This window comes from Butyricimonas sp. RTP31003st1_G1_RTP31003_210430, from assembly GCF_040920905.1.
Lineage (GTDB): Bacteria > Bacteroidota > Bacteroidia > Bacteroidales > Marinifilaceae > Butyricimonas > Butyricimonas paravirosa.
Genome location: NZ_JBCOSQ010000011.1, coordinates 33,376 through 45,498, shown reverse-complemented (window position 1 = coordinate 45,498; position 12,123 = coordinate 33,376). Strand labels below are relative to the sequence as shown.

Sequence of the window (12,123 nt, the reverse complement as noted above, 5' to 3'; positions counted from 1 at the left end):
ATATTTAAATATGAAGAAGTTAATAGATTTCACTGTTACTGAGAACAAAAGATTAAATCACGACACCATTTTGCTGGTGTTACATTCGGATGAATTGCCTGAAATTCAGCCGGGACAATTCGTGAATGTGCGGGTGGATCATTCTCCCTCGACTTTTTTAAGAAGACCGATCTCCGTGCATGACGTGGATGAATCACGCGGGTTACTTTACCTTTTTATCAAAATCGTGGGATGTGGAACATCAACTTTGGGCGAACTACAAATTGGTGATAAAGTGAACGTGATGCTACCTCTTGGTAATTATTTTTCTATCCCGACTTCCGGTAGACCTTTGCTTATCGGTGGTGGTTGCGGGGTGGCTCCCATGTTGCATTTGTCCCGGATCATGAAAGCACAGGGTTTATCGCCTGTCGTGTTGATTGGTACCCGAACAGATAAAGATATTCTTCGGAAAGAAGAGTACGAAAAATATGCCACGGTATACTATACAACTGAAGATGGTTCCTTCGGGGAAAAAGGATATGTCACGCAACATTCTGTTTTGAAAGAAAAATTTGATCATATCTATTGTTGTGGTCCGGAAGTGATGATGAAAGCAGTTGCGGGGTATGCGAACCAGAATAACATCAATTGTGAAGTATCCTTGGAAAACACGATGGCTTGCGGTATTGGAGCATGCCTCTGTTGTGTAACCGACACGAAAGAAGGTCACAAATGCGTGTGTACGGAAGGTCCTATTTTCAATATAAAAGATTTAAAATGGCAGATTTAAATATAAATATCAACGGCTTACCCCTGAAAAATCCCGTGTTGACAGCATCCGGAACTTTCGGGTATGGAACTGAATTCCAGGATTTTATTGATTTAGAACGTTTAGGTGGATTCATCGTGAAAGGAACAACGTTAAAACATCGTGAAGGAAACCCTTATCCCCGGATGGCCGAAACTCCTTCCGGAATGTTGAATGCCGTGGGATTACAGAATAAAGGTGTAGACTATTTCATCGAGCATATTTACCCGACGATAAAAGACATAAACAGTAATATACTGGTGAATGTATCCGGTTCAACTATTTCCGATTATGTTGCCACGGCAGAAAAAATCAACGCTTTGGATCATATCCCGGCAATCGAACTGAATATTTCTTGTCCTAACGTGAAAGAAGGTGGTATGGCTTTCGGAACAAGTTGTGTTTCAGCGGCTGAGGTTGTCAAGGAAGTTCGGAAAGTCTACAAAAAACACTTGATGGTTAAATTATCTCCTAATGTCACGAGTATACAGGAAATTGCCTTGGCTGTGGAAGGAGTTGGTGCAGATTCTGTATCACTCATCAACACGTTGATGGGAATGGCTGTCAATGTAAAAACTCGAAAACCTGTATTGAGTACAGTTACAGGAGGATTGAGCGGTCCCTGCGTGAAACCTGTTGCACTTCGTATGGTTTGGCAAGTTGCCAAAGTCGTGAAAATTCCAGTAGTTGGTTTGGGGGGAATAAGTTGCGCCAATGATGCGATAGAATTTTTATTGGCCGGAGCCTCGGCCATACAGATCGGTACGGCAAACTTTATCGATCCGACAGTAACGATAAAAGTGATCGATGGAATTAACGATTACCTGGATCAGAACGGTTTTAAGTCTGTAAAGGAAATTATTGGCTTGATATAAAAAATAGAAAACAAAAGAAGGTGAGTCAAAAGTCCGTTCGATTTTATGGATTTTTGACTCATTCTCTTTATTCTTTCTCATAGTCCTCAAAACTGCCATCTTCAAAAAATAATATAATCCGTTTTATTTTTTTTGTCTGTTTCGTTAAAGACCTGACGGATGTTATCGGATCTCTTGTTTCTTCTGATTTTACATTTTTATCGGACATAATAGGTGTATTTTGTTTTTCCGTCGGTTCCATGTCAAATAACGTAGGCTCGGTTACTACCGGATTTTTTTCTTCTTGTATAGGAGAATTATCCATTGATCCGTTTCCTGTGATTAACCAAGTCAGATTGAGATCCGGAAATGTTTTAGCTATATTATTGATAATATCAAAACCGGGTTTATTCCTACCTGCAAGAATATGGGAAATTGTAGAGGCATTTACTCCAATCATGGCAGCAAACTTTGTTGCGGTCAATCCTTTTTTCTCGATAATTTGATTCAAACGTTCTTGCATAGGTCTGTTATTTTGTAAAATCAAGAGTTACAAATGTAATCATTCGTGTCGAGAAATCAAAATTACATTTGTAATTGCCACAAATTACAAATGTAATCAATGATTCATGATGATATATGTCAATTTATATTCTATGGTTGTAATATACTTGTTATCAACATAATTCATAGTATTTATATCTTTTTATTGTGCCGCTTATGTCATGAGACATACTAATTATTAATAATCAATAACTTACACATATTCGTGCCAGTGGACAGTACTTATACTTAAACTTTATGTTAGAGTTTAATAACCACTGAATATTAGTGTGTTATAATTTAAATTTAAATCTAATTAACAACGGACATATTCTGAATTCGTTATTATGGTTAAATCATCATTAAATATAAACATCATATATTATGCGTTTATTTATTGGAATTCAATATTATAGATTGATTTGTTTACAACTGTTAACCCGTGAAACACCTTGAGCTAGCTGACACTTGTAATGATTACATTTGTGTACTCCTCTCCCCTTTTTGCGACAGTACGTACATTACAAATGTAACACATAGCTTTCGTCACACCGACTTTACAAATGTAATTTTCCTCTATTTTGTTATATTCAACAAAAACTCTACATTTGAGAAATAAAAAAATATAGTCATGAATATACCAGAGAAATTAATCGAATTAAGACGCATTATGGATCGAGAAAATATTGCGGCTTATATCATATCCGGAACAGATCCTCACAATAGCGAATATCTTCCCGCTCCATGGCAACAGAGAAAATGGATTTCCGGTTTTACCGGGTCATATGGTACTGTTGTGGTCACGAAAAACGAGGCTGGATTGTGGACTGACACCCGCTATTTTATTCAAGCAGAGAAAGAATTGGACGGTTCCGGCATAAAACTCCATAAATTGCGTATTCCCGGTGCTGTCGATTATCCTCAATGGTTGACTGAAGTACTTGAATCTGGAACTAAAGTAGGAATTGATGGCTTTTGTATGTCTGTTAGTGATGTACGTAACCTGAAAAATGCATTAAGCCCTAAAAATATAACTATCCAGGAACAAATAGATTTGCTGGGAGAAATGTGGTTTGATCGTCCGGCTCTTCCCGTGGAGAAAATAATTCGTTTGGATACAAAATATGTCGGGGAATCTGCCGGAGAACGAATAGGTAAAATTCGAGAGTTTATACGCGATAATCATGGTGACGCCATATTATTCAGTTATTTGGATGAAATTGCCTGGTTATATAATATTCGTTGTAACGATATTGCTTATAACCCGGTAGCCATTTCTTACGCCATTGTAGAAAAGGATAAAGCTCATTTATTCATCAAATTAGACAAGATTTCTCAAGAAATAGCACAACAATTGGCAGAAGATGGGATCGAGTTACATGATTACCATCATTTGTTCCTCTTTCTGGATGAACAGAATAAAGAAAACACGTATTTCGTGGACACGAATACCTGCAACTATGCTGTTTTTAATCATCTGGCGAAAAAATTCGAGGTGCGTGAAATCGAATCACCTATTCCCTTACTGAAGGCTGTAAAAAATACAACCGAGTTGGATGGATTTAGATTAGCTTGCCGGAAAGATGGAGTCGCGTTATCTAAATTCTATTATTGGCTGGAAAATAGATTATCACAACAACCTATAACAGAACTGGAAGCAGCAGAACAATTAACTTGGTTCCGCTCTCAGGATAAAGAATACGTGTCGGATAGTTTTGGGTGTATTTCTGCCTATGGTCCTAATGCAGCCCTACCACATTATTCCGCAACCCCGGAACAACAATCGGAAATACATCCCAAAGGATTATATCTCGTGGATTCCGGTGCTCAATATATGCACGGCACGACGGACATAACCCGTACGATGCCACTGGGAGAACTGACAGAATTGGAAAAAGAGGATTACACGCTTGTTTTAAAGGGTATGATTGATCTTAGTATGCTATATTTTCCGAAAGGATCGAAAGGATGTAACATTGATATAGTTGCCAGGTTGCCATTATATATGAACCTTAGGAATTTTGGACATGGAACCGGACATGGTGTAGGATATTTTCTCAATGTACACGAGGGACCGCAATCTATTCGCCCTGATTTAAAGAATCAAGAAATGTTGCCGGGTATGGTAACCTCTAACGAACCGGGATTGTACCGGGAAGGTTTACATGGAATCCGTCACGAGAACTTGATCGTGTGCCAGCCCAAAGCGGTGAATGAATTTGGAGAATTCTATCAATTTGAAACAATAACTCTTTGTTATTTCGACACTTCAGCCCTATTAATTCAACTTTTAAATCAAAATGAAATCGATTGGTTAAATGCTTACAACGAACGGGTTTATCAAGAAGTATCTCCTTATCTTGAAGAACAGGAAAGAACTTGGTTGCGAAATAAGACAAAAGCAATTTGATAAGAATTAAGCGAGAGTTTGTTCCGAGATAAGTCACCATAAACGAATTATAGCCGTTTCCCCTACGTTTGAAACACGTGTGATGAAACGGCTATAAATTGTAAATTGAATGTCTGTTTATTTATTGTCTCGCATTATTTCTGCACTAATACGAAATAACGTCACATCAAATTCAACTAATTTTTTGTAAAGTTGTCATACTCTTCACTTTCTTGATACAGAACAAGGCCTGATGATGAAGAAACTGCAGCTGCAATAGTTAGAAAGTAGCTACCTGCTTCCAAAGAAGAAACTTTAGATGAATAGGTACTTTCATCTATTGTAACAGTCCAATCTGCTTTTTCAAGTTCTGTTGCGCTATAGTTTGCAACAGTAATAGACGTGTAAAAAATGGATGATCGTGATTTTTTTATCATTACTAAATAATCTGTTGCCCCTTCAACTTTATTGAATGTTGCAGTGATTTTAGAATCTTTGAACTCCACATCCCCTTTCAATTTTGCCTTCATTTCGGTCGTGTTGTTTATAACGGCTACGCCTTGTGCTGGTTCTTCCTCTTGATTATAAGCAGTTATTGTAAATGTACCACTAGGAAGTTTATCCATTTCACTACCATAAGATGTATTTGAAACCCATGTTATTCCACCATAACCATCTAACTGAGTCATTAAAATAGATTCTCCACCAGGAGCTTTTACACTACATTTTGTCATGGGCTCATTTGCTCCCGCTAAAATAATGGGTGTAAATCTACTCGTAATGGTTGCCTCTTCTTCTCCACTAGCAGTTTGTTCACTAATGGTTTGGATTACATATCCTGTACCTGCAACTTGAAAAGCAGGATCATCGCTATCCAAACAAGATGTCATTGCGAAAGCCGCAACCAATAAAATTACATACTGTTTTAAATTTAAGATTGTCTTCATTTTTAGTTGTTTTATAGTTTTAAATATTCCGTGATTATCACCACATATTTTCATTTCACACTGCGAAGATTCGCAAAAAAACAATACGATGCAAAAAAAAAGACAGCTTTTTAGCTGATAATGATTTTTTTTCATTTTTTTCGCGTAGTGAACGCAACCATTTACAAAATAGCGCATCTAAGCAATAGTTATCAATGTGTAATTTGGACAAAATAGTAGACCGATGCAAAAAGGGAGACAGAAAAGCGGGAGAACAACTTTACCATATGTTCTCGGCTAAAATGTTTGCCGTATGTATCCAATACTCCAAATCACGCGAAGAGGCGGAAGATAATTTGCAAGATGGTTTTATCAAAGTGTTGGAGTCCATTGGCCAATACAAGGGAAAAGGATCTTTCGAAGGTTGGATGAAGCGCATTTTCATCAACACGGCGTTAGAGAAATTCAGAAAAAATCGATCCGTGCAAGTTGTCGAAGAAGTTCCGGAAGTGGTGGATGAAGATGATGTTGATGATGACGTGAGCATACCTCCCGAGGTGCTGTTCGAGTTTGTCAATCAATTACCGGAGAAATACCGGCTGGTCTTCAACTTGTACGTCATGGAAGACATGCAACACAAGGAGATAGCAGCATTATTAGGTATATCCGACGGTACATCGAAATCTAACCTGGCACGGGCGAAAGAAATTTTGAAAAGGAAGATAAATGCATATTTGAGAGATGAGTGAGAAGATTGAGAAATTATTTAAAAACGCTTTGGAACAAGTTTCCGTTGAACCTCCAGCACGAGTGTGGGAAGGAATAAACTCCCATTTCGTGATGAAACAAAGACGTCTAAGGCGAATTTACACGTATAGTGGTATTGCTGCAGCGGTAATATTATTATTCGGCGTGGGATTTTTCATGCAAAGCAAACATACCAATATCTATACCCCGACATCTGTTGCCACTCTAAACTCAGACATTAACAATCAGGATAATAATAAGATACTAGCATTTACTTCTACCCCTCATTCAATACCAAAAATAAAGAAGAAAAGAGAAGAATATACAGTAGAGCATCTTGCTCCGGTTCCGGTTTCTACCTCCACCTTAACCAGTTTGGAGAACGAGCAGCCGGAAGGTGATTTGAAAAAAACATCCGTTCGTGCAGGGTTTATCCCTTTGGTAAATCAAAATGCGATAGAAAATCAACGTAAATACACGGAACTTTTGGATGGGAAAAATACACCCACGGTAAAGACTACCAATAAAGTAAAATCAGAAGATGCTAAAATGTTTACTGTAGGTGGATATGTCTCTCCCGGATATTCGTCCGGTAGCTATAAAACGAGTGGAACAAATGCCCGCTCCGCCCAGTATGAAAGTAGCCAGATGAGTGGTATTTTTAATGTAGGTGGAGGGTTGACTTTCGCCGTAAAACCGACTAAACGAATCTCTATAGAAACAGGTTTGGGGTATTCCCGTATGGGACAAAAGACGGATGATGCACAAGTGTATGTGCCTCGTTCCGATATGGTGTCATATAATGCTAACACTCATGCCTATACCCCACTTGGTAGCGTAAAAAACAAAGCCAATGCAACCGTTTCCTCTCCCGAAACCTTTGTTTCATTAAAAACAGAACAAGATGAAGACGGAAGTATCGAGCAGCAATTCGATGCTATCGAGATTCCTTTAATTTTCCGTTATCATTTGAATGATAATAGAGTAAAATTTAGTGTGTTAGGTGGGTTTGGTGCCAGTTTTATGGTACGTAACCATACTTACGTGAATTACAATGGGAAGAAAGAATTTATGGGAGAAGCCGAGGACATCAGAACGTTTAATATCAGTACGAATATCGGTTTCGGTATCGAGTATCCCCTTTCAAAATCGATCCACATAAAAGTGGAACCGGGATTCAAATATTATTTACAATCCTTGAGTAAGAGTGCAGAAATTGATTTTAAACCTTACTCGTTCACGTTCTCCACTGGAATCGGAATTAATTTCTAATTAATATTTACGATTTAATATCTCGCTGGAAATGATGGCCTGACGTATATCGAAGTCAAAAGATTCCGTGGTTGAATTATTTAGTTGCTCGTTAGACTCTTCGTCATCTTTAAAGAGAACTACCTCTTTCTTAGTCCGTCCTCTTCTGGCTTGTTGCAGTTGTTCAAGCATGGCATAACGTTCTTCATCTGTTTTACCAAAATTATTCACGTTTATCTCTCTCCCCGCTCTTTCTACAAGTTCATCGCTATTTGATATCGGAGCAAAAACAGGTTCCGGAGATGAGATTTCCGGTTCTTGTGAAATCACGACAATCTCATCATCTAAATCATCATGTTCTTCTTCCGGAAGATGAAATTCGGGAGGTGTATTTTTTGCTTTTTTCTCCTTGGAAGCCTTAAACCAGCCTATTGCACTCGCACCTAACGTCAACAGTAAGTAAACAATTAAATCAACACCTTTATCGCTCATAATATCAACAAATAAATTATTCCGAAACCTTTAATAATATCCAATTATTTATCAAATATACTGTTTTTTTGAACACGGGAAAGCGATCGCAAGAAAAATATTGCACGAAACGCTTTTTTATATAAAAAAATAATATTCTTTTTTTACCTTTGTCTGCAAGTAATATTACGTTTGGAACAATAAAAATTAAATATCCGGATGAGAACGAAAAGAGCATTAATCAGTGTATTTGACAAAAGTGGGATTGTTGATTTTGCTAAATCGCTAAATTCTATGGGTTGGGAGATTATTTCTACTGGGGGAACCTCTAAGAAATTGAAAGAAGAGGGACTACAGGTGAAAGATATCTCAGATTTAACCCAATTCCCCGAGTGTTTTGACGGAAGAGTGAAAACCCTTCACCCGAATGTTGAGGGAGGTATCTTAGCGATACGAGACAACGAGAAACATAAGCAACAGATGGCCGAACTTGGGATAGAACCTATTGATATGGTCGTTTGTAATCTATATCCTTTCAAGGAAACCATTCTTAAAGCAGGAGTTTCACACGAAGAAATTATCGAGAATATCGATATTGGCGGGCCGACTATGATTCGGGCGGCAGCGAAGAATTATCCTTTCGTGACGGTGATTACAGATCCGGAAGATTACACGAAAATAATCGAAGAAATTCAAGCTCATGGAGATACTTCACTTGAAACCAAAGAGCTATTAGCAGCTAAAGTGTTTATTCATACTTCACACTATGATGCTCTAATAGCCAACTATTTCTCTAAACGATTGAATATTCAATCACCGAAGACCTTGACCTTAACGTTCGAAAAGAAACAAGATCTTCGTTATGGAGAAAATCCACACCAGTCAGCTACTTTCTATACCCAAATTCAGGAGACGGAGGGTACGTTGACCGGAGCGATTCAGTTACATGGAAAAGAATTATCTTATAATAATATCGGTGACACCGACGGGGCTTTAGAAACCTTGAAAGAGTTCGAAGAGCCGACAGTTGTAGCTGCAAAACACGCAAATCCTTGTGGTGTTGGTAGTGCCGCTACTCTTGCTGAGGCCTTCAAGAAAGCTTACGAGGCTGATCCTGTTTCTATTTTTGGTGGAATCATCGCGGTAAACCGGGAAGTAGATAAGGCAACGGCAGAAGTCATGTCCCCTATTTTCTTGGAAGTGATTGTAGCTCCTTCTTTCTCGGAAGAAGCTTTAGCAATTCTTACCAAAAAGAAAAATCTGAGATTGTTACAGGTATCAAATATTAGTAAAAGAGATTATACTTCTCCCAAAGCAAAAACCGTATTGGGAGGTCTGTTGATTCAAGATATGGACCAACAGTTGCTTGATGGTGAATTGAAATACGTTACAAATCGTTGTCCTTCGGAAAAAGAACTGGAAGACTTGTTGTTTGCATGGAAAGTTGTCAAGCATACTAAATCCAATGCAATTGCGATTGCAAAAGACAAATGCACCACGGGAGTTGGTCCGGGACAAGTAAGTCGAATCTGGGCATTGGAAAATGCCATTCGTCAAGGCGGGGAGCGAATTGCGGGGAGCGTGATGGCATCTGATGCCTTCTTCCCTTTCGCTGATTGTGTTGAGGCTGCCCACAAAGCCGGCATCACCGCGATCATTCAACCGGGCGGATCTATCCATGATCAGGATTCGATTGATGCGGCCAACAAGTATAATATTGCGATGATTTTTACTGGAATGAGACACTTCAAACATTAATTGGATTATGGGTTTGTTTTCTTTTTTAACACAAGATATAGCGATCGACTTGGGGACAGCGAACACGATCATCATCATGAATGACAAGATGGTTGTAAACGAGCCATCCATTGTTGCCGTCGATAAAAAAACAGAGAAGGTAATTGCTATTGGTGAGAGAGCTCGCCAAATGCAGGGTAAGACACACGAGTATATAAAGACCATTCGCCCGTTGAGAGATGGTGTGATCGCGGACTTTAACGCTGCCGAACAGATGATTCGGGGTATGATCAAGATGGCAAACGGAAAGAGCAAGTTCTTCTCTCCTTCTTTGCGTATTGTGGTTTGCATACCTTCCGGAAGTACAGAGGTTGAACTACGTGCCGTACGAGACTCTGCCGAACACGCCGGAGGACGGGATGTCTATATGATTTACGAGCCGATGGCTGCCGCTTTGGGTATCGGCTTGGACGTGGAAGCCCCGGAAGGTAACATGATCGTGGATATAGGTGGTGGTACCACGGAGATCGCCGTGATCTCTTTGGGAGGTATCGTTACGAATAAGTCCATCCGTATTGCGGGTGATGACTTGACGGATGATATTCAGGAATACATGAGACATCAACACAATATCAAGATTGGGGAACGTACAGCAGAAGAAATTAAAATTCATGTCGGTTCAGCTTTGTCCGAACTGGATGAACCTCCTGCCGACTTCGTGGTGCAAGGACCGAATCAGATGACCTCTCTTCCGGTTGAAGTACCTGTTTCCTATCAAGAGATAGCCCATTGTATCGAGAAATCCATTTCTAAAATTGAAATTGCAATCTTGGCCGCTTTGGAACAGACGCCTCCCGAGTTGTATGCAGACATTGTGAACAAAGGAATATATTTGGCCGGTGGTGGTGCATTGTTGCGCAGGTTGGATAAACGTTTGACCGACAAGCTGAACATTCCATTCCATATTGCTGAAGATCCATTGCGAGCCGTGGCCAGAGGTACGGGAATTGCATTAAAGAACGTGGACAGGTTCTCATTCCTTATAAGATAGTGATGTGAAAGAGATTATAAAACTGATATTAAAATATCATTTTACTATTATTTTTATATTACTGGAAATCGTAAGTTTCTCTCTGATTATTCGTCATAACGAATATCAGAGAGCAATTTTCTCTGAAAGTGCTTCTACTCTATTCGGAAACGTCTCGTCAACGATCACGAGCATAAAAGATTATTTTCGTCTAAAAGAGATGAACGAATCTTTGGCAAATGAAAATATCTTGCTGAAAAATCGTTTGGAAGAGTATGAGCTTTTACGGGATACGATTATCCATGGGACGGTTGTACAAGATAGTATACCTGTTTACGAGTATATCGGGGCAAAACAGGTAAATGCGACATATAACCGGACAAAGAATTACATTACTTTAAATCGAGGACGAAAAAACGGTCTTCAGAAAGAAATGGCCGTTTGTACTCCGGAAGGGATCGTGGGACTTATTCAGGATTTAAGTGATCATTTTGCCGTAGTCATCCCCTTGATCAACGTGGATTCTCGAATTTCGGCCAAAATAAAAAAGAATAACTATTACGGTTCCTTGCAATGGGATGGTAATGATTATGCCTACTCCTATCTGAATGATATTCCCTATCACGTGGAAGTTAATGCCGGGGATACGATTGTCACTTCCGGTCTCTCAAAAATCTTTCCGGAAGGAATTGTCGTGGGATATGTAGAATCTGTTGACAAGGAAACCGCGAACTTCTTAAAGATAAAGGTCAAACTAGCCGTTGATTTCAAGCGCATAAACCATGTTTATGTCATATTGAATAACAAGAAAAATGAGCAAACAAGTTTAGAAGCCATAAACTATCATGAATAATATAAACTATTTCATTCATTTGTTGATACTTTCTTTATTACAGATTGTAATCGTGGATAATATCCACCTTGGCTCCTATTTCTATTTGAATATTTATATTCTGGCTCTCTACATCTTACCTTACAAGATGAAAGGTATACCATTACTGTTATTCGGGTTCTTTTTAGGTTTAATCATGGACTTGGCTGATAACACGGTCGGTATTCATGCCGCGGCATCTACTTTCATCGCTTATATTCGTCCCCGGTTATTGCAGTTGACCTCTACCCGGGAAGAAATAGACGACACGCATGGAGGGCAAGGTCTGACGGATGTCAGGTGGTTTCTGAAATACACATTTGTTTCCACGCTGTTATTTAACGTGGTTCTGATTATGACAGAGGCCTTTACTTTTAACGATATGCTAATCTCGATTATCCGGATTATTTTAAGTACCTTTATCTCAATGTTATTCATGCTACTCTACTATTTCATCGGAATTAAGAAAGTACAGCAATAAAAGCGTGGTTTTAATCGATTAATGAATTCTTGA

Annotated in this window: 12 protein-coding genes; 9 read left to right on the top strand and 3 right to left on the bottom strand. The window is 38.9% G+C overall.

Annotated elements, in window-relative coordinates; genetic code table 11:
* Nucleotides 1-10: 10 nt before the first annotated feature.
* Together AB5542_RS05165 and AB5542_RS05160 are read left to right on the top strand one after the other, a co-directional pair.
* Nucleotides 11-772 carry a dihydroorotate dehydrogenase electron transfer subunit gene (locus AB5542_RS05165; protein ID WP_279040134.1) on the top strand — a complete coding sequence of 254 codons (762 nt, stop codon included), beginning with the start codon at nucleotides 11-13 and terminating at the stop codon, nucleotides 770-772.
* On the top strand, nucleotides 760-1,665 hold the full coding sequence (locus AB5542_RS05160; RefSeq protein WP_279040132.1) for a dihydroorotate dehydrogenase: 906 nt from the start codon (nucleotides 760-762) through the stop codon (nucleotides 1,663-1,665). The genes AB5542_RS05165 and AB5542_RS05160 overlap by 13 nt, the downstream gene beginning before the upstream one ends.
* A gap of 67 nt (nucleotides 1,666-1,732) precedes the next feature.
* Here the strand turns inward: AB5542_RS05160 and AB5542_RS05155 are convergent, their stop codons facing one another.
* Nucleotides 1,733-2,167 (bottom strand): helix-turn-helix domain-containing protein, encoded by a 435-nt coding sequence (locus AB5542_RS05155; RefSeq protein ID WP_087420235.1) that lies wholly within the window; start codon nucleotides 2,165-2,167, stop codon nucleotides 1,733-1,735.
* A 651-nt stretch (nucleotides 2,168-2,818) separates the two neighbouring features.
* Between AB5542_RS05155 and AB5542_RS05150 the strand changes: the two genes are divergently transcribed.
* Nucleotides 2,819-4,597: an aminopeptidase P family protein gene (locus tag AB5542_RS05150; protein ID WP_279040130.1), complete on the top strand. Its 1,779-nt coding sequence runs from the start codon at nucleotides 2,819-2,821 to the stop codon at nucleotides 4,595-4,597.
* 176 nt (nucleotides 4,598-4,773) lie between these two features.
* Here the strand turns inward: AB5542_RS05150 and AB5542_RS05145 are convergent, their stop codons facing one another.
* Nucleotides 4,774-5,523 carry a hypothetical protein gene (locus AB5542_RS05145; protein WP_279040128.1) on the bottom strand — a complete coding sequence of 250 codons (750 nt, stop codon included), beginning with the start codon at nucleotides 5,521-5,523 and terminating at the stop codon, nucleotides 4,774-4,776.
* A gap of 194 nt (nucleotides 5,524-5,717) precedes the next feature.
* Between AB5542_RS05145 and AB5542_RS05140 the strand changes: the two genes are divergently transcribed.
* Both AB5542_RS05140 and AB5542_RS05135 read left to right on the top strand, forming a co-directional pair.
* A complete protein-coding gene (locus tag AB5542_RS05140) occupies nucleotides 5,718-6,251 on the top strand; it encodes an RNA polymerase sigma factor (protein ID WP_087420238.1) in 534 nt (177 codons plus the stop codon).
* Nucleotides 6,244-7,521, top strand: coding sequence for an outer membrane beta-barrel protein (locus AB5542_RS05135; protein ID WP_279040126.1), 1,278 nt, complete (start codon nucleotides 6,244-6,246; stop codon nucleotides 7,519-7,521). The genes AB5542_RS05140 and AB5542_RS05135 overlap by 8 nt, the downstream gene beginning before the upstream one ends.
* Here the strand turns inward: AB5542_RS05135 and AB5542_RS05130 are convergent, their stop codons facing one another.
* Nucleotides 7,522-7,992, bottom strand: coding sequence for a hypothetical protein (locus AB5542_RS05130; RefSeq protein WP_279040124.1), 471 nt, complete (start codon nucleotides 7,990-7,992; stop codon nucleotides 7,522-7,524).
* Nucleotides 7,993-8,190: 198 nt separating this feature from the next.
* Between AB5542_RS05130 and purH the strand changes: the two genes are divergently transcribed.
* The 4 genes from purH to AB5542_RS05110 are packed head-to-tail and all read left to right on the top strand — an operon-like array spanning nucleotide 8,191 to nucleotide 12,090.
* Complete coding sequence (purH, locus tag AB5542_RS05125) at nucleotides 8,191-9,729, top strand: bifunctional phosphoribosylaminoimidazolecarboxamide formyltransferase/IMP cyclohydrolase (RefSeq protein ID WP_279040122.1); 1,539 nt, start codon at nucleotides 8,191-8,193, stop codon at nucleotides 9,727-9,729.
* Nucleotides 9,730-9,736: 7 nt separating this feature from the next.
* Nucleotides 9,737-10,759: a rod shape-determining protein gene (locus AB5542_RS05120; protein ID WP_368243007.1), complete on the top strand. Its 1,023-nt coding sequence runs from the start codon at nucleotides 9,737-9,739 to the stop codon at nucleotides 10,757-10,759.
* Between the two features lie 4 nt (nucleotides 10,760-10,763).
* The gene (mreC, locus tag AB5542_RS05115) at nucleotides 10,764-11,591 is read left to right on the top strand and encodes a rod shape-determining protein MreC (protein WP_087420242.1); all 828 of its coding nucleotides are present in this window, start codon (nucleotides 10,764-10,766) and stop codon (nucleotides 11,589-11,591) included.
* Nucleotides 11,584-12,090, top strand: coding sequence for a rod shape-determining protein MreD (locus tag AB5542_RS05110; RefSeq protein ID WP_270542134.1), 507 nt, complete (start codon nucleotides 11,584-11,586; stop codon nucleotides 12,088-12,090). The genes mreC and AB5542_RS05110 overlap by 8 nt, the downstream gene beginning before the upstream one ends.
* The last annotated feature ends 33 nt before the right edge of the window (nucleotides 12,091-12,123 follow it).

Excerpts from the sequence above, each read along its gene's own strand:
- AB5542_RS05165 (WP_279040134.1), top strand. The coding sequence starts at position 11 with ATGAAGAAGTTAATAGATTTCACTGTTACTGAGAACAAAAGATTAAAT.
- AB5542_RS05160 (WP_279040132.1), top strand. The coding sequence starts at position 760 with ATGGCAGATTTAAATATAAATATCAACGGCTTACCCCTGAAAAATCCC.
- AB5542_RS05155 (WP_087420235.1), bottom strand. The coding sequence starts at position 2,167 with ATGCAAGAACGTTTGAATCAAATTATCGAGAAAAAAGGATTGACCGCA.
- AB5542_RS05150 (WP_279040130.1), top strand. The coding sequence starts at position 2,819 with ATGAATATACCAGAGAAATTAATCGAATTAAGACGCATTATGGATCGA.
- AB5542_RS05145 (WP_279040128.1), bottom strand. The coding sequence starts at position 5,523 with ATGAAGACAATCTTAAATTTAAAACAGTATGTAATTTTATTGGTTGCG.
- AB5542_RS05140 (WP_087420238.1), top strand. The coding sequence starts at position 5,718 with ATGTGTAATTTGGACAAAATAGTAGACCGATGCAAAAAGGGAGACAGA.
- AB5542_RS05135 (WP_279040126.1), top strand. The coding sequence starts at position 6,244 with ATGAGTGAGAAGATTGAGAAATTATTTAAAAACGCTTTGGAACAAGTT.
- AB5542_RS05130 (WP_279040124.1), bottom strand. The coding sequence starts at position 7,992 with ATGAGCGATAAAGGTGTTGATTTAATTGTTTACTTACTGTTGACGTTA.
- purH (WP_279040122.1), top strand. The coding sequence starts at position 8,191 with ATGAGAACGAAAAGAGCATTAATCAGTGTATTTGACAAAAGTGGGATT.
- AB5542_RS05120 (WP_368243007.1), top strand. The coding sequence starts at position 9,737 with ATGGGTTTGTTTTCTTTTTTAACACAAGATATAGCGATCGACTTGGGG.
- AB5542_RS05110 (WP_270542134.1), top strand. The coding sequence starts at position 11,584 with ATGAATAATATAAACTATTTCATTCATTTGTTGATACTTTCTTTATTA.